Raw genomic sequence first — 15,448 nt, forward strand, 5'->3', positions numbered from 1 at the left:
GTACGGTCGTTTCCGCGCCGCCGCCCGTCTCCACCGGGCCGGTCGAGTCGGCTGCGTCGGCCGAGCCGGCCGGGCCCGTCCGTGCCGCCCGGGCCGTCGGAACCGGGTCGGCCGAACTGGCCGGGCCGCCCGAGCTGGCCGGGCCGCCCGGGCTGGTCGGACCGTCCGGGTCACCCGGGCCATCCGAGCCGTCCGAACCGTCCGGGCCACCCGGGCCGTTCATGCCGCCCGCCCCGTTCGGCGTGCGGCTCACTCGGCCAGTGGGTCCAGGACCATCGGCTCGATCTTGCCGTCCAGCATCGAGCCGAGGCCGAGGATGGCGCAGACGTCCGGGCGTTCGGCGATCGCCACCGGCATCCCGGTCGCCTTGCGGAGCATCTGGTCCAGCCCCGGCAGCAGCGCGCTCCCGCCCACCATCATGATCCCCCGGTCGGCGAGGTCGGCCACCAGGTCGGGCGGGCAGTCGCGCAGGACCTTCCCGATGCCGTCCAGGACGGCGGTCAGCGGGGTGTGGATCGCGTCCCGCACGGCCGCGGTGTCCACCCGTACCGAACGGGCCAGGCCCGTCGCCACGTCCCGGCCGTGGATCTCGGTGGAGGCCGGGCCCTGCTGGGTGAGGCCGTTGCCGCTCAGGGCGAGTTGCAGGGGGCGCACGGACTGGCTCGGCAGCATCAGCTCGTGCTGGTGGCGCAGGTGCTGGATGACCGCGTGGTCGATGGCGTCGCCGCCGACCGGGATGCGTTCGGCGGTGACGATCGCGCCCAGCGAGAGCACCGCGATCTGGGTGGTCGCCGCCCCGCACACCATGATCATGGTGGCGGTGGGCTGCTCCACCGGGAGCCCGCAGCCGACGGCCGCCGCGATGAGGGTGTCGACGAGCTCGACCCGGCGCGCCCCGAGTCCCACCAGCGTCTCGACGGCGGCGCGCTGGGCCAGCGGGTCCGCCTCGTGCGGGGTGCACGCGGCGGCCCGCAGACGGGGCTTGCGGCGCAGCTGGCGGCGGAGCTTCTCGCCGATGAGGTGGCGCAGCATGCGCTGGGCCATCTCGATGTCGACGACGGTTCCGCCCGAGACCGGGCGGACCACCCGGATGTAGTCGGGCGTACGGCCCGTCATCTTCTCGGCGAACGCGCCGACGGCGATCAGGGCGCCGGTACGGGTGTTGACGGCGGCGACGCTGGGTTCGTCCACGACGAGCCCCATCCCCTTGACGAACACCCTGGTCCTGGCGGCCCCGAGGTCGACGGCTACATGGCAACGACGCAACTGCTCCAGACTCACGCTCACAACGACTCCCGAGTGGCAGCTCTTGATCGAATGGCGGCTCTTGATCGAATCGTCCGGGGGCCGGGAGCCCGGCGCGCGCTGGGCTGAGCCGGTCGGGCGTCGGCTGACTGAGTGCCAGGGGGGTGTTGGGGCGGGGCCGATCGGGGGACAACGGGGGTGTGAACGGCGTGTCGTCACGCGTATCCCCTGCGGGTCCCCTGCGGGATGCCGAACGGATTTCGCCTGCGGGCCGTCGTGGGGCGCGCAGTTCCCCGCGCCCCTGAGTGGGCCCTTCGGGCCGGGGCACGGCGTTCGCCTGCGGGCCGCGCTCGGCTGGTCGCGCAGTTCCCCGCGCCCCTTTGGTTGGCCCTTCGGGCCCCAGAGACCGGCTGCCGTCTGCGAGCCGTGCTCGCTCCTCGCGTCGTTCCCCGCGCCCCCAACAGGCAAGCCTCCGGCTGCCTGCGCCCCGCCCCGCCAGGGGCGCGGGGAACTGCGCGACCAGCCACGCACGGTCTGCGGACGAAGCCGGGTTTTGAGGGGCGCGGGGAACTGCGCGAACGGCCCACGACGGCCCGCAGAGAAAGACCGGCCCCGCCAGGGGCGCGGGGAACTGCGCGAGGAGCGAGCACGGTCCGCAGACGAAGACCGGCCCGGATAGGGGCGCGGGGAACTGCGCGAGCAACCAGGTACCGGCCCGCAGACGAAGACCGGCCCGGATAGCGGCGCGGGGAACTGCGTGAGCAACCGAGTGCCGGCCCGCAGACGAAGGCCCGGTCCCAGGACGGGCGCGGCGGGTCGCAGGTGGGCACCCGGGGGCCGAACCGGGGTGCGGTCACAGCGGCCGTGGTGGTCAGGCTGGGCGTACCTCCTGGAGCAGGCCCCAGGAGAACTCCGCCACCCACTTCCCGCCCCCCACTTCCGTCAGCTCCACCCGCCACCGCGTCGGCGCACTCCCCTCCATCGGCCGCGCAGGCGCAAACGCACGGGCCGCCTCGTCGACCGTGCAGCTCCACGGCCGCAGATCCGCCACCGACTCCAGCACGGGCCCGTCCGCCCCCGGCGCCCGCACCAGCCACTCGTTCCACACCGTCCCGTCCGGCCCGGCCAGCACCTCGAAGCGGAGCGTCGGCCACAGCGGTACCGGCCACAGCCGCGCCTCGCACTCCAGGTCGCCGATCCGCCGCCGGGCCACTGACTCGGGCGCGCCCAGCACCGACCGGTAGCGCGCGGCGGCGCCCCGGGAGCGCGGCGAGCGGGCCATCGCCTGCCAGCGCCGGTTGGCCTCGCGCATCTCTGCCGTCGAGACCCCCAGCTCGCGGCGGGCGTCCTCGACCAGCCCCGGCTGGTGGTCGGCCATCCGCCGCAGCAGCACGAGTTGGAAGTCGAGCGGGCCGAAGGAGTGTGGCTGTACGTCCGTCATGGACCCATCCTGCCCGGCCCTTCTGACAACGCCCCCAACGCCCGGATTCGTGCCCCCGACACGCGGTGGAAGGCATGGTTCCACACAAGATCCACACATCCTCGGCCCCCATTGTCGACCGGCCCCCGCATAGCCTCCGTTGGCCATGGATTACTGCCACGTCTGCCGACGGCACCTCAACGGCGCACTGGCCTGCGCCGGATGCGGCACCCCCGCCGAGGAGCTGCGGCAGCCCGAGATCATCGATCTGGGCGTGTACGAGGCCGCCGCACCCGGCGCCGACACCGCCCCGACCGGTCATCGCCGTGCCGCCCGGCGCGAACCGCCCCGGCCGCGCCGCCGTGCGCGCAGACGGCGCGGACGCCTGGTGCTGTTCGGTTCGGCGGGCGTGGTGCTCGCGGCCGGGGCGCTGGGGATCGCGAAGCTCGCCGTCGAGCCGCCGCGGGACGACCGGGGCGCCGCCACCACCGTGCACGAGGAAGAGCAGATCTCGCAGGAGACGGCCGCGCCCGAGCCGGACCCCAGCGACGCGGGACCCGGGCGGCCCAGCGCCGTACCGGCCGGGACCGGGACCGGGCACGGCAAGGGCCACCCCAGGTCCGGCGGTACGTGGCCGGGGCCGGGCGGGACCGGCGCGCCCGCCCGGGACGGCGGCGCGCACGCGGCGACCGGCCCGACCCGCGCACCGGCGCCGGGCGCCTCGCCCAGCGCCACCGGCGCCCCGCCGTCGCCCTCCGGCCCGCCCTCGCCGTCCGCCTCGGACCCGGCGCCGCCCCCGTCCCGGCCCCCGTCGCCGACGCCGTCCCCGAGCGAGACGTGCGACCGCTTCCTGTGGTGGTGCCTGTAAGGGCCCGGTCAAGGGCAGGCGCTGCCTGCGGGCTGCGGGCTGCGGGCAGCGGGCTTTCGGGCATCGGGCGGCCGGGGTCCGGGGTCCGGGGTCCGGCCACCCGCACCGCCTCGCTCCGCCCCCCCGCCGCGGCTACTCCTCCGTACCGAGCATCCGCCGCAGCAGGTCCCGCAGGGCCGTCCGCTCCTCGGGGGAGAGCTCGGCCAGCGGCTCGCGGGCGAAGTCGAGGTCGTCGCGCAGCCGGGCCGCGATGCGCCGCCCCTCCTCGGTGGCCGCCGCCAGTTTGACCCGGCGGTCGTCGGGGTCGGGGCGGCGCTCGACGAGACCGCGCGCCTCCAGGCGGTCGATCATCCCCGTGACGTTGGACGGTTCGCACTTCAGCTTGCGGGCGATCGCGCGCATCGCGACCGGTTCGAGGGCGAGCAGTCCGAGCACCCGCGCCTGGGCGCCGGTGAGGGCGTGCTCGGCCGCGGCCCGCTCGTACTCCTCGTGGTAGCGCGCCACCACCGAGCCGATCAGCTCGACGACTTCGAGGGAGACGGGATCCATGCGTGTGGCCATGGGAACCAGCGTACCCAGATACTTGACAATCTCAAATATCCAGGAGCATGGTTGTTTCAGTTCATGAAATAAAACGCAGGAGGACGCACCGTCATGACCGCACTCCCCGCCACCAGCCGTGAATGGCACCTCGTCGCCCGTCCGCACGGCTGGCCCGTGCCGGGGGACTTCGCGCTCCGCGAGGCCCCGGTCGCCGCGCCCGCCGAGGGCCGGATCCTGGTCCGCAACCTCTTCATGTCCGTCGACCCGTACATGCGGGGCCGGATGAACGACGTGAAGTCGTACATCCCGCCGTTCCAGCTCGACAAGCCGATGGACGGCGGCGCGGTCGGCGAGGTCATCGCCTCCGCCGACGAGCGCTTCGCCGTCGGCGACCACGTGCTGCACGGGCTCGGCTGGCGCGAGTACGCCGATGTGGACGCCAGGCACGCCACCAAGGTCGACGGCTCGCTGGCCCCGCTCTCCGCGTACCTGGGCGTCCTCGGCATGCCGGGTCTGACCGCCTACGCGGGCCTGTTCGAGGTCGCCTCCTTCAAGGAGGGCGACACGGTCTTCGTCTCCGGCGCGGCGGGCGCGGTCGGCAGCCTGGTCGGCCAGATGGCGCGGATCAAGGGCGCCGCCCGGGTCATCGGCTCGGCCGGCTCCGACGACAAGGTGAAGTGGCTGGTGGAGGAGCTGGGCTTCGACGCCGCCTTCAACTACAAGAACGGCCCGGTCCGCGACCAGCTGCGCGAGGCCGCCCCCGAGGGCATCGACGTCTACTTCGACAACGTCGGCGGCGACCACCTCGAAGCGGCCATCTCCTCCCTCAACGTGCACGGCCGCGCCACCATCTGCGGCATGATCGCGGGCTACAACGACACCGAGCCGACCCCGGGCCCGCGCAACATGGCCATGGTGATCGGCAAGCGGCTGCGCCTCCAGGGCGTCCTCGTCGGCGACCACGCCGGGCTCCAGCCGCAGTTCGTGCAGGAGGTCGCGGGCTGGATCGCCTCCGGCGAGCTCAAGTACGGCGAGACGTTCGTCGAGGGCATCGACAACGGCGTGGACGCCTTCCTCGGCATGCTGCGCGGCCAGAACACCGGAAAGATGGTCGTCTCGCTGGGCGGCTGAACGCCGGGGCGGGACTCCTGCCCGCGCCGCGCCCGGCCCCCCGGGTGACCTCCGCCACGGCGGCTGACCTTATCGGGTGACTTCCGTCATCCGATAGGGTCTTTCCACATCACGGCTGTCGTGGGCGCGAGCGGCCGGGAACGAGCAGGAGGAGCACTCAGCATGTCCATCCAGCAGTCCGACGTTCTGTACACCGCCGTCGCCACCGCCGAGAACGGCCGGGACGGCCGCGTGGCCACCGACGACGGTCGGCTCGACGTCGTCGTGAACCCGCCGAAGGCGATGGGCGGCAGCGGCGCGGGCACCAACCCGGAGCAGCTCTTCGCGGCCGGCTACAGCGCCTGCTTCCAGGGCGCGCTCGGTGTCGTGGCCCGCCAGGAGAACGCCGACATCACCGGCTCGACCGTCACCGCCGAGGTCGGCATCGGCAAGAACGACGACGGCTTCGGCATCATCGTCAAGATCTCCGCCACCATCCCGAACGCGGACGAGGCCACCGCCCGCTCGCTCGTCGAGAAGGCGCACCAGGTCTGCCCGTACTCCAAGGCCACGCGCGGCAACATCACCGTGGAGCTCGCGGTCGCCTGACGCTCCGGGCTCCCCGGGCCGCACCGCGGCGGCGCGTGCGGCCCCCTGGGGGCTCTGCGGATCCACCCGCGCGGTTTCCCGCGCCCCGCACAGGGCCGAGGGGCCCTTCCGGGGCGCGGGGACCGGGCGCGCTTGCGCCGGGCCGGGCGATCGGGCGCGCTTGCGCCGCGCCGGGGGCGAGTGCGGTCCACCCCGCGCCGAGGGCTCGGGTGCGGCCCCGCCAGGCCAGGGGCCGGGCGCGGTCCACGCCCCACCGAGGGCCCCGCCGTGATCCCCCCGCGCCAGTGGCCGCGCGGGCTACGCCGCGTCCTCCACCGCCCGCTGCACCGCCCGTATCAGCCGCTCGTTCTCGGCCGCCGGGCCGCCCGGGAAGGCGTAGCGGCGCCGCACATAGCCGTACGAGAACCCCGCGCGCGGGTCCGCCAGGGCCAGCGTGCCCGCCGCGCCCCCGTGGCCGAACGCGTCTGCGCCCAGGCCCGCGTGGCCCAGGCCCAGTGCCTGGAAGCCGAGGGCGAAGGCGTCTTCCCCGGTCACCAGGTCCTTCTCCAGCGAGTGGGGCCGGGCGAACTCGGCGACCGTCTCCGGCTTCAGCAGCGGCTCCCGGCCGCCGAACGGGCCGATCGCCGCCGCGTACATCCCGGCCAGGCCGCGGGCGTTGCCCACGCCGCCCAGCGAGGCGGGCGCCTGCTCCTGCGCGGCCCGCGAATTGGCCAGCGCCACCAGGTCGAAGGCCGGGTCCGCGCTGCGGTTGAAGGCGATCGTCAGCAGACCGTGCCGACTGCGGCGCCTGCCCGCCTGCGCCGCCGCCTGCCCCGGCGTCAGCGCCATCGGCAGCACTTCGCGGGTGCGCGCCCGCTCGGCCCCGGGCAGCCCGAGGAAGAAGTCCAGTCCGTACGGCGCCCGCACGCGCTCCTCGAACAGCTCCCGCACACCGGCGCCGGAGACCCGCCGCACCACCTCGGCGACCAGCGCGCCGATGGTCAGCACGTGATAGCCGTGGCCCGCGCCGGGCCGCCAGAACGGGCGCTGGGCGGCCAGCCGCGCCGCCACCGCCCGGTCGTCGAGGAGCTCCTCGGGCGTGAACCCGCCGTCCGCGCCGATCAGCCCCGCCCGGTGCGCCAGCAGCTCGCGCACGGTGACGGCGCCCTTGCCCTCGGCGGCGAACTCCGGCCAGTACGCGGCGACTTCGCGGTCCAGGCCGAGCGCGCCGTCCTGGACGAGCAGCGCCGCGACCAGGTGGACCGCCCCGCTGGTCGCGGAGAAGACCGGGACCAGCGAGTCCCCGTCGACCAGGTCGCCCGCCCACAGGTCGGCGACCGGCTCGCCGTGCCGGAAGACGGCCAGCTGGGCGCCCGGGTCGTGCTCCTCCTCGGCGACGAACGCCGCCAGCTCCTCCCGTACGCCCTCGAACCCCTCGGCGACGGTTCCCTGCACGGTGCTGCCGCTCGGCATGTCGTCTCCCCGTATCGACCGGTCGGTCGCGCGATCGCGCGACGTGGTGATCCGCGACGGGAACGAGCGGCGGATGCGCCGAATTCCCGTACGGGGGCGGCGGTTACCGGTCGATACAATCCAGCCATGCGTGATCTTGGGGCGGGCTTCGGATATCTGGTCAAGGGACAGCGGTGGGTCGCCGGACACGGCAGGTCCCTCGGGGTCGGTCTGCTGCCCGGCCTGGTGACGCTCGTCCTGTACGCGGCGGCGCTCTTCGGCCTGGCCGAGGGCGCCGACGACTTCGTGGGATGGGCGACGCCGTTCGCCGACGGCTGGTCCTCGCCCTGGCTCGGCCTCTTCCGCGGCTTCCTGATCGCGCTGGTCTTCGCGATGGGCCTGTTCCTGGCCGTCCTCACCTTCACCGCGGTGACGCTCCTGGTCGGCCAGCCCTTCTACGAGAAGCTGTCCGAGGACGTGGACCGCGCCGAGAGCGGCGGCCACGCGCCCGAGTCCGGGCTTTCGCTCTGGCGCGACCTGTGGATCTCCGCCCGCGACTCGCTGCGGATCCTGGTCCGGGTGGCCTGCTACGGCGTCCTCCTCTTCGCCCTCGGCTTCCTGCCCGTGGTCGGCCAGACCGTGGTCCCGGCGATCGGGTTCTGCGTCTCGGGGTTCTTCCTCACCGAGGAGCTGACGGCGGTGGCGCTCCAGCGCCGGGGCGTGGAACTGCGCGAACGGCTGGTCCTGCTGCGCGGGCGGCGGCTGCTGGTCCTCGGCTTCGGCGTCCCGCTCACCCTGGCGTTCCTGGTGCCGTTCGTCGCGGTGTTCCTGATGCCGGGAGCGGTGGCGGGAGCCACCCTGATGGTCCGCGACCTGCGCGACGAGGACGGGCCGGACGACGACCCGGCCGCGGGCGAGCCCGTCGCCCCGGGCGCGACCGGCTCCGCCTGACCCGCCCCGGGGCCACGCCGGACCCTCCCGGGCCGCCCCGGATCCGGGGTCGCCCCGAAGCCCGCCGCAGGTCAGCGTGCCTCCAGCGCGCCGCCCAGCCGCCGCGCCGCCTCCCGCAGCCGTACGACGAAGGCGGCCACCGCCGGGGAGTCGGCGCGGCCGAGGCGGTGCGGGAGGCGGACGTCGTCATCACCATGCTCGCCGACCCGGCGGCGGTCCGGGAGGTCGCGGACGCGATGGTTCCGGCGCGGGGGGCGGGTACCACCTGGCCGGGGCGGACCTGGCGTCGATCGTCCGACCCGGCCCGCCCGGCCCGGCGGTTCAGCCGCGCGGCGCCGCCGCCGCGACCCCCACGATCGCCCGGATCTGCGCCACGATGTCCCGGCGGTTGCGGAGGAACTCCGGGTCGGTGACCGTGCCCGTCGACGGGTCCGTGTTGCCGGCGCCGAACTCCAGCACCGGGGTGTGGACGTGGCCGCCCGGCACCTTCAGCCCCAGCCGGTCGCGGAGCAGGGTGGCGCGGTAGGCGATCTCGTTGGAGAGGTAGTCGCCGCCGCCCCCGGCCCGCGCCGTCGACCCGGCCGTCGGCCCGTCCTCGCGCACCACCGGCGCCGACTGGCCCGCCGGGATCTCCGTCACCGAGGTGTGGTCGTAGACCGGGAAGCGGCCGGTGTCCGCGGCCGTGATCGCCCGGTACGGCAGGGTCGTCGCCGTCCACTGCGGCTGGCTCGCCGGGTCGGACACCGGCACCGTCTCCGTACGGGACAGGTCGTCGTTGTCCGGGAAGCCGCCCCGCCAGGCCCCGTTGAAGCGCTCGACGTCGATCCGGCCCACCCGGCCCTGGCTGACCGTGGTGAACAGGTCGACCTTCGGCAGCACCGGCCGCAGCGCCCGCTCGACCGTGCCCGCCGCGAAGTCGTCCCAGCGGACCGGGAACACGGCCGTCTCGACCCGGGCGGGCCCGTCGGCGGTGCGGATGACGGTCCCGTCCAGCGCCAGCGCGGTCGCCCCCGACGGATTGCTGATCCGGATGTCCCGGTCCAGCGTGAAGGGGTCGAAGCCGGTGGCCAGGACCCGCTTGACGCCCTTGGTCCGGGCCCCGAAGTCGATCGAGTCCTGGCCGCGCGAGGTGCGTTCGAGGCGGTCGAGCAGCGCCGCCCGCCCCCGCGCGTCCAGGGCGAACCCCGGCTCCCAGCCCCGCAGTTCACGGGTCATCCCGAGCCGCGCCCAGTACAGCGGCCGGTCGTCGTCGCGGCTGAGGTCGCCGCCCGAGGGGCCGCGCCCCTGCGCCCGGTCCACCGCCCGCCGCCACAGCCGCGCGCCCTCCCGGTCCACCAGCCGCCCGGCCTGCCGGTAGGAGCCCGCGGCGCGCAGCTCGCGGGCGAACTCCGGGGCCACCGCGTCGAATCCGGAGCGCCGCAGTATCTCCTGCGGCACGGCGAGGTCGAGCCGCTGCTCCTCGACGGTCGGCGGCGCCCCCGTCGTCGCGGCCCCCGCCGTCGCCGCCTGCGCCGGAACCGGTGCGAGCAGCGTGCCGCACGTCATCGAAGCGATCACCAGAGAGAGCCGTGCCACCCGCACGCGCCGTCCACGTACCACCGGACATCCTTCCGTCGGCCTGCAACCCGGGCGGCCAGTATCGAGAAGGAACTGCCCTGTGAACAGGGGGAGTCAGTGGGGCGGGAGGGGCGAACGAAGAGATCCGGCCGCCCGCGCCACGGCCGCCCGCAGCACGGCCGCCCGCGCCACGGCCCCCGCGTCCCGCTCCCGCCGCCCGGCGGTCCCCGGACCGCTCAGCGCACCCCGAACCCGTACACCGTCCGCGACGCGTACACCTCGCCCGGCCGCAGCACCGTGCTGGGGAACTCCGGGCGGTTGGGGGAGTCCGGGAAGTGCTGGGTCTCCAGGGCCACCCCGCCCTGCGGGCCGCCCGTGTACACCTGGAGCCCCGGCTCGGACGTGGTGACGGTGAGGAGCCGCCCCGAACCGGGGCAGTACAGCTCGGCGGCCGGGCCCGCGTCCGGCGCGTCGAGCACGAAGTTGTGGTCGTACCCGGTGTCCACCGCCCGCGCCGCGCGCAGATCGCACCGCGTCCCCGCCACCGGCGCCAGCTCGCCGGTGGGGATGCCCGTCGGGTCGGCCGGGGTGTAGCGGCCGGCCGCCACCCGCAGCTCGTGCGGCCCGGGGCCCAGCGACCAGTACGCGTGGCTGGTCAGGTTCACCACCGTCGCCGCGCCCTCGACCACCGCCCGGTAGCCGAGGGCGAGCGCGCCCGCCGCGTCCACCTCGTACGTCACCGACACGTCGAGGCGGCCCGGGAAGCCCTCCTCGCCGTCGGGGGAGACCCGCGAGAGCCGTACCGCGTACGGCGAGAGCGGCTCGGCCGCCCACACCCGCCGGTCGAAACCGGTGGGGCCGCCGTGCAGGCTGTGCCCGGCCGCGTTGCGCGCCAGGGCGTGGCGCACCCCGTCCAGCTCGAAGGCGCCGTGCGCGATGCGGTTGGCGTACCGGCCCACCAGCGCCCCGTAGCGGGGGCCGGGGTCCGCCACGAAGCCCGCGAGGGTGTCGTGGCCCAGCACCGTCTCACCCGGCGCCCCGGCCCGGTCCGCCACCCGCACCGACTGCACGATCCCGCCGTACGTCAGCACCCGCACCCGTGTCCCGGCGCGCTCCAGCGTCCAGCGGTGCACGGGCGTGCCGTCGGCCAGGGTCCCGAAGAGTTCCATGATCGAACCCTATGCCGGTCCGGGCGCGCGCCCCTACGCCGGCGGCGAGGCCGCCGTGACGTTGCGGTAGGCGATCTCCGCGAGCCTGCTCTGGCCGTCCTTGCTGGGGTGGAACCAGTCCCAGTGGCTCAGCTGGTCGTCGGTGAAGCGGTAGTCGAACACCGCGCCCCCGTCGTAGCGGCAGTAGCGGTCCCGCGCGCACACGTCCTTCAGCGCCGTGTTGTACGCCACCACCCGCCGGTACACCGCGTCGCGCCGCTCGACCGCCGCCACCCCCAGGTCGTCCGCGTCGCGCAGCATCGAGCGGCAGATCCCCAGCTTCCAGATCTGCTTGCCCAGCTCGTTCTCGCGGCCCTGGGACCAGAGCCGCTTGAGGTCCGGCACGCTCGACACGTACACCTGCGTCCTGGGCAGCTCGGCGCGCAGCCCGCGCAGCGACGCCTCGAAGCCCGCCCGGAAGTCCGCCGCGCTGGTCATCCCGGCCACCGAGTCCCGGCAGGCGTCGTTGCCGCCCACCATCACCGTGACCAGCTCGGGGCGGTGCGCCGCCGCCCGGGTCAGCTGGCCCGGCAGGTCCGACATGCGGGCGCCGGTCCTGGCGTAGTTCCAGGTGCGCCCGGCCGACGCGGCCCCGGCGCCGAGCAGCCGGGTGGCCAGCGAGTCGACCGCCGTGTCCGTACCGGTCGCCCAGGACACCTCCGGGCAGTCGGAGAGCACCATGCAGGCGTCGAAGCCCCGGGTGATGGAGTCGCCGACGGCGGCTATCGAGGCCGGGCGCGGGTTCCAGTGCGAGGTGGGCGTCGGCGAGGGGCGGGGCGCGGCGCCCGCGCGGTGCTCCCCGGCCGGTTCCGCGCTCGTGCATCCGGCCGCGGCGGCGAGCAGCGCCGCGGCGAGCAGGGCTCCCGCGGTCCGGGCGCGCCCGGAGCGGCCCCGGCGCGTCGGCAACGTCCCCTGGTCCATCCCCTGGTCCCCTCCGTCGGCTGCGCCCGGCGTCCTGGCGGGTGAAAGCTTCGTGTTTCCCGGGCCCAGGACCGACCGTACGACACCCTTCCGTCCGCTCCGCGCGGTAGCTTTGGCCCGTCCAGCCAGAGGAACCACGCCAGACGGCTCCGGTAAATTACATCACGTCACATACTGTCCCCTTTCAGGAGATTAACTCCCGATGCTGTTTACTGTTGATCCCCGGGGCAGAATGTCAGGTGCTGTCCTGACCGAGACCGGTAGGGGCGCGAGGCCGCTGGGGAAGGCGAACCTCGAACCGCACTGGAGGTCCCGGTGACGACACGTGGAGTTCTGTACATCCACTCCGCCCCGCGCGCGCTGTGCCCGCACGTCGAGTGGGCGGTGGCGGGAGTGCTCGGTGTGCGGGTCCAGCTCGACTGGATCCGCCAGCCCGCCTCGCCCGGCACCTGGAGAGCCGAGTTCTCCTGGCAGGCCGAACCCGGCACCGCCTCCAAACTCGCGTCCGCCCTGCGCGGATGGCAGCTGCTGCGCTTCGAGGTCACGGCCGAGCCGTGCCCGACCGCCGAGGGCGAGCGCTACAGCGCCACCCCCGACCTGGGCATCTTCCACGCGGTCACCGGCATCCACGGCGACATCCTGATCCCCGAGGACCGGCTGCGCGCCGCCCTGGCCCGCTCGGTGCGCGGCGAGACCGATCTGGAGGCCGAGATCGCCCGCCTCCTCGGCAAGCCCTGGGACGACGAGCTGGAGCCGTTCCGGTACGCGGGCGAGGGCGCGCCCGTGCGCTGGCTGCACCAGGTCGTCTGAGGGGCGTACGCCCCCGCTCGTGCGCGACGGAAAGGGCCCCCACCGCTCGGTGGGGGCCCTTCCGGTCGCGTAGGCGTCTCGGCCGGATCAGACGGAACGGAACGCCAGCACGACGTTGTGTCCGCCGAAGCCGAACGAGTTGTTGATCGCGGCGATCGACCCGGCCGGCAGCTCGCGCGGCTCGCCGCGCACGATGTCGGCCTCGACCTCGTCGTCGAGCTCGTCGAGGTTGATGGTCGGGGGCGCGATCCGGTGGTGCAGCGCCAGGACCGTGGCGACGGTCTCGATGCCGCCCGCGCCGCCGAGCAGGTGCCCGGTCATCGACTTGGTGGCGGAGACCGCGATGTGGTCCATGTCGTCGCCCAGCACCTTGCGCAGCGCCTTGATCTCGGCGATGTCGCCCTGCGGGGTCGACGTGGCGTGCGCGTTGAGGTGGACGACCTCGGACGGCTTCAGGTCGGTGGAGTCCAGCAGGTTCTGCAGGGCCGCCGCGACGCCCCGGCCGGTCGGCTCGGGCTGCGCGATGTGGTGGCTGTCGGCCGACAGGCCCTGGCCCAGCACCTCGCAGTAGACCCGGGCGCCGCGCCCGGCGGCGTGCTCGGCCGACTCCAGGACGACGACACCGGCGCCCTCGCCGAGGACGAAGCCGTCCCGGGCCTTGTCGTACGGGCGGGACGCCTGCTGCGGGTTCTCGTTGTTCTTGGACATCGCCATCATGTTGGCGAACGCCGCCACCGGCAGCGGGTGGATGGCCGCCTCGGTGCCGCCCGCGACCACGACGTCGGCGCGGCCGGTGCGGATCATCTCCACGGCGTAGCCGATCGCCTCGGCGCCGGACGCACAGGCGGAGACGGGGGTGTGGACGCCCGCGCGGGCGTTCACCTCAAGACCGACGTTGGCCGAGGGGGAGTTCGGCATCAGCATCGGGACGGTGTGCGGGGAGACGCGGCGTACGCCCTTCTCCTTCAGCACGTCGTACTGGTCGAGCAGGGTGGTCACGCCGCCGATGCCGGAGGCGATGACGGTGCCGAGGCGCTCGGGGGTGACGGGCTGGTCCTCACCGGCCGGGGCGGTGTAGCCGGCGTCGGCCCACGCCTCCTTGGCGGCGATCAGCGCGAACTGCGCCGAGCGGTCCAGCTTGCGGGCGAGCGGGCGGGGCAGCACCTCGCCCGGGTCGACGGCCGCGGTCGCGGCGATGCGGACCGGGAGTTCGGCGAAGCGCTCGCCCTCCAGGGGCCGGACGCCGGAACGGCCCGCCAGCAGACCTTCCCAGGTCGAGGCGGAGTCGCCACCCAGCGGTGTGGTTGCGCCGATACCGGTGACGACCACGGTGCGATTGGTCGAGCTCACAGGAAAATTCTCCACGTTTCAAAGGGGGATCAGCGGCGCCACCGCCGGGTGGCGGCAGTCACGCGGAACTGAGTCCGGGACTGGTCCGGGACTGTCCGGGAACCGGATCAGTCCTGGTGCTTCAGGATGTAGCTCGCGGCGTCGCCGACGGTCTTCAGGTTCTTGACGTCGTCGTCCGGGATCTTGACGTCGAAGCGCTCTTCGGCGGCGACGACGACCTCGACCATGGACAGCGAGTCGACGTCCAGGTCGTCCGTGAAGGACTTGTCCAGCTGGACGTCCTCGACGGGGATGCCGGCGATCTCGTTGACGATCTCGGCGAGACCCTCGACGATCTCTTCCTGGGTGGCGGCCATGTGGCGCTCCTTCGGTGTTTTTACGGGTTTGTGGGCATCCGGATGATCCGGTGTGCCTAGGGGAGGGTAACGACCGTCGCGGCGTACACGAGACCCGCCCCGAAGCCGATGACGAGCGCGGTGTCGCCGCTCTTCGCCTGTCCGGTCGCCAGGAGCCGCTCCATCGCGAGCGGAATCGAGGCGGCCGAGGTGTTGCCGGTGGTCTCGATGTCACGGGCGACCGTGACGTGCTCCGGCAGCTTGAGAGTCTTCACCATCGAGTCGATGATCCGCATGTTGGCCTGGTGCGGGATGAAGACGTCCAGGTCGTCCGCGCTGATTCCGGCCGCGTCCAGCGCCTGCTGGGCGACCTTCGCCATCTCGAACACGGCCCAGCGGAACACCGCCTGGCCCTCCTGCGTGATCGCAGGGAACTTGTCGACCGGGCCCTCGCGGTAGTCGGTCCACGGCACGGTCTGCTTGATCGTCTCGGACTTGTCGCCCTCCGAGCCCCACACCGTACGGCCGATGCCCGGCTCGTCGGCGGGGCCGACCACGACCGCGCCCGCGCCGTCACCGAACAGGAAGGCCGTCGCGCGGTCCTCCAGGTCGGTCAGATCGCTGAGCCGCTCGACACCGATGACCAGGACGTACTCCGCCGAGCCTTCGACGATCATGCCCTTGGCGAGGGTCAGGCCGTAGCCGAAGCCCGCGCAGCCCGCGGAGATGTCGAACGCGGCCGGCTTGACCGCGCCGATCTTGTCCGCGATCTCGGTGGCGACGGCCGGGGTCTGCTTGAAGTGCGAGACCGTGGAGACGATCACACCACCGATCTGCTCGGGGGTGAGACCGGCGTCCGCGATGGCCTTGCCCGCGGCGGCGACCGACATCGCCGACACGGTCTCCTCGTCCGAGGCCCAGTGCCGGGTCGCGATGCCCGAACGGGAGCGGATCCACTCGTCGGACGAGTCGATCGTCTCCAGGATGACCTCGTTGGGGACCACCCGGGTCGGCCGGTAGCCGCCGACGCCCATGATGCGGGCGTACGGAGCGCCCTTGCTGGGCTTGATCTTCGACATGCGCTACGGCT

The 15,448-nt window shown here is 74.1% G+C and carries 15 protein-coding genes; 5 read left to right on the top strand and 10 right to left on the bottom strand.

Annotated elements, in window-relative coordinates; genetic code table 11:
* Positions 1 to 249: 249 nt before the first annotated feature.
* Both AB5J87_RS24135 and AB5J87_RS24140 read right to left on the bottom strand, forming a co-directional pair.
* The gene (locus tag AB5J87_RS24135) at positions 250 to 1,287 is read right to left on the bottom strand and encodes a rod shape-determining protein (RefSeq protein ID WP_369379194.1); all 1,038 of its coding nucleotides are present in this window, start codon (positions 1,285 to 1,287) and stop codon (positions 250 to 252) included.
* An 829-nt stretch (positions 1,288 to 2,116) separates the two neighbouring features.
* Entirely contained in the window at positions 2,117 to 2,686 is a 570-nt protein-coding gene (locus AB5J87_RS24140; RefSeq protein ID WP_369379195.1) for a hypothetical protein, read from the bottom strand.
* Between the two features lie 145 nt (positions 2,687 to 2,831).
* Here AB5J87_RS24140 and AB5J87_RS24145 point away from each other — a divergent pair, with 145 nt between their 5' ends.
* Complete coding sequence (locus AB5J87_RS24145) at positions 2,832 to 3,533, top strand: hypothetical protein (RefSeq protein WP_369379197.1); 702 nt, start codon at positions 2,832 to 2,834, stop codon at positions 3,531 to 3,533.
* A gap of 132 nt (positions 3,534 to 3,665) precedes the next feature.
* On the opposite strand, the gene AB5J87_RS24150 is transcribed toward AB5J87_RS24145, so the two are convergent.
* The gene (locus AB5J87_RS24150; RefSeq protein WP_369379198.1) at positions 3,666 to 4,094 is read right to left on the bottom strand and encodes a MarR family winged helix-turn-helix transcriptional regulator; all 429 of its coding nucleotides are present in this window, start codon (positions 4,092 to 4,094) and stop codon (positions 3,666 to 3,668) included.
* Positions 4,095 to 4,187: 93 nt separating this feature from the next.
* Between AB5J87_RS24150 and AB5J87_RS24155 the strand changes: the two genes are divergently transcribed.
* Positions 4,188 to 5,207: an NADP-dependent oxidoreductase gene (locus AB5J87_RS24155; RefSeq protein WP_369379199.1), complete on the top strand. Its 1,020-nt coding sequence runs from the start codon at positions 4,188 to 4,190 to the stop codon at positions 5,205 to 5,207.
* A gap of 162 nt (positions 5,208 to 5,369) precedes the next feature.
* Entirely contained in the window at positions 5,370 to 5,795 is a 426-nt protein-coding gene (locus AB5J87_RS24160) for an organic hydroperoxide resistance protein (RefSeq protein WP_369379201.1), read from the top strand.
* A gap of 297 nt (positions 5,796 to 6,092) precedes the next feature.
* Here the strand turns inward: AB5J87_RS24160 and AB5J87_RS24165 are convergent, their stop codons facing one another.
* Entirely contained in the window at positions 6,093 to 7,247 is a 1,155-nt protein-coding gene (locus AB5J87_RS24165; protein WP_369379202.1) for a serine hydrolase domain-containing protein, read from the bottom strand.
* 126 nt (positions 7,248 to 7,373) lie between these two features.
* Here AB5J87_RS24165 and AB5J87_RS24170 point away from each other — a divergent pair, with 126 nt between their 5' ends.
* The gene (locus tag AB5J87_RS24170; protein ID WP_369379203.1) at positions 7,374 to 8,177 is read left to right on the top strand and encodes an EI24 domain-containing protein; all 804 of its coding nucleotides are present in this window, start codon (positions 7,374 to 7,376) and stop codon (positions 8,175 to 8,177) included.
* Between the two features lie 321 nt (positions 8,178 to 8,498).
* Here the strand turns inward: AB5J87_RS24170 and AB5J87_RS24175 are convergent, their stop codons facing one another.
* The 3 genes from AB5J87_RS24175 to AB5J87_RS24185 all read right to left on the bottom strand — a co-directional run bounded on the left by AB5J87_RS24175 (position 8,499) and on the right by AB5J87_RS24185 (position 11,863).
* Positions 8,499 to 9,722, bottom strand: a complete 1,224-nt coding sequence (locus AB5J87_RS24175; protein ID WP_369383656.1) for a pyroglutamyl peptidase — start codon at positions 9,720 to 9,722, stop codon at positions 8,499 to 8,501.
* Positions 9,723 to 9,970: 248 nt separating this feature from the next.
* Positions 9,971 to 10,906, bottom strand: a complete 936-nt coding sequence (locus tag AB5J87_RS24180) for an aldose epimerase family protein (protein WP_369383657.1) — start codon at positions 10,904 to 10,906, stop codon at positions 9,971 to 9,973.
* 30 nt (positions 10,907 to 10,936) lie between these two features.
* The gene (locus AB5J87_RS24185; protein ID WP_369379204.1) at positions 10,937 to 11,863 is read right to left on the bottom strand and encodes an SGNH/GDSL hydrolase family protein; all 927 of its coding nucleotides are present in this window, start codon (positions 11,861 to 11,863) and stop codon (positions 10,937 to 10,939) included.
* Between the two features lie 315 nt (positions 11,864 to 12,178).
* Here AB5J87_RS24185 and AB5J87_RS24190 point away from each other — a divergent pair, with 315 nt between their 5' ends.
* Positions 12,179 to 12,673, top strand: a complete 495-nt coding sequence (locus AB5J87_RS24190) for a DUF3145 domain-containing protein (RefSeq protein ID WP_369379205.1) — start codon at positions 12,179 to 12,181, stop codon at positions 12,671 to 12,673.
* Between the two features lie 87 nt (positions 12,674 to 12,760).
* Here AB5J87_RS24190 and fabF read toward each other — a convergent pair whose 3' ends face one another.
* The 3 genes from fabF to AB5J87_RS24205 all read right to left on the bottom strand — a co-directional run bounded on the left by fabF (position 12,761) and on the right by AB5J87_RS24205 (position 15,437).
* Positions 12,761 to 14,023 (bottom strand): beta-ketoacyl-ACP synthase II, encoded by a 1,263-nt coding sequence (gene fabF / locus AB5J87_RS24195; protein WP_369379207.1) that lies wholly within the window; start codon positions 14,021 to 14,023, stop codon positions 12,761 to 12,763.
* Positions 14,024 to 14,130: 107 nt separating this feature from the next.
* A complete protein-coding gene (locus AB5J87_RS24200; RefSeq protein ID WP_369379208.1) occupies positions 14,131 to 14,379 on the bottom strand; it encodes an acyl carrier protein in 249 nt (82 codons plus the stop codon).
* Between the two features lie 56 nt (positions 14,380 to 14,435).
* Complete coding sequence (locus tag AB5J87_RS24205; RefSeq protein ID WP_369379209.1) at positions 14,436 to 15,437, bottom strand: ketoacyl-ACP synthase III; 1,002 nt, start codon at positions 15,435 to 15,437, stop codon at positions 14,436 to 14,438.
* Positions 15,438 to 15,448: the final 11 nt, after the last annotated feature.

It is taken from the genome of Streptomyces sp. cg36 (assembly GCF_041080675.1).
GTDB lineage: Bacteria > Actinomycetota > Actinomycetes > Streptomycetales > Streptomycetaceae > Streptomyces.

What these genes read in the sequence shown, in the direction of transcription:
- AB5J87_RS24140 (WP_369379195.1), bottom strand. Translation starts at nt 2,686, where the DNA reads ATGACGGACGTACAGCCACACTCCTTCGGCCCGCTCGACTTCCAACTC.
- AB5J87_RS24145 (WP_369379197.1), top strand. Translation starts at nt 2,832, where the DNA reads ATGGATTACTGCCACGTCTGCCGACGGCACCTCAACGGCGCACTGGCC.
- AB5J87_RS24150 (WP_369379198.1), bottom strand. Translation starts at nt 4,094, where the DNA reads ATGGCCACACGCATGGATCCCGTCTCCCTCGAAGTCGTCGAGCTGATC.
- AB5J87_RS24155 (WP_369379199.1), top strand. Translation starts at nt 4,188, where the DNA reads ATGACCGCACTCCCCGCCACCAGCCGTGAATGGCACCTCGTCGCCCGT.
- AB5J87_RS24160 (WP_369379201.1), top strand. Translation starts at nt 5,370, where the DNA reads ATGTCCATCCAGCAGTCCGACGTTCTGTACACCGCCGTCGCCACCGCC.
- AB5J87_RS24165 (WP_369379202.1), bottom strand. Translation starts at nt 7,247, where the DNA reads ATGCCGAGCGGCAGCACCGTGCAGGGAACCGTCGCCGAGGGGTTCGAG.
- AB5J87_RS24170 (WP_369379203.1), top strand. Translation starts at nt 7,374, where the DNA reads ATGCGTGATCTTGGGGCGGGCTTCGGATATCTGGTCAAGGGACAGCGG.
- AB5J87_RS24175 (WP_369383656.1), bottom strand. Translation starts at nt 9,722, where the DNA reads ATGACGTGCGGCACGCTGCTCGCACCGGTTCCGGCGCAGGCGGCGACG.
- AB5J87_RS24185 (WP_369379204.1), bottom strand. Translation starts at nt 11,863, where the DNA reads ATGGACCAGGGGACGTTGCCGACGCGCCGGGGCCGCTCCGGGCGCGCC.
- AB5J87_RS24200 (WP_369379208.1), bottom strand. Translation starts at nt 14,379, where the DNA reads ATGGCCGCCACCCAGGAAGAGATCGTCGAGGGTCTCGCCGAGATCGTC.
- AB5J87_RS24205 (WP_369379209.1), bottom strand. Translation starts at nt 15,437, where the DNA reads ATGTCGAAGATCAAGCCCAGCAAGGGCGCTCCGTACGCCCGCATCATG.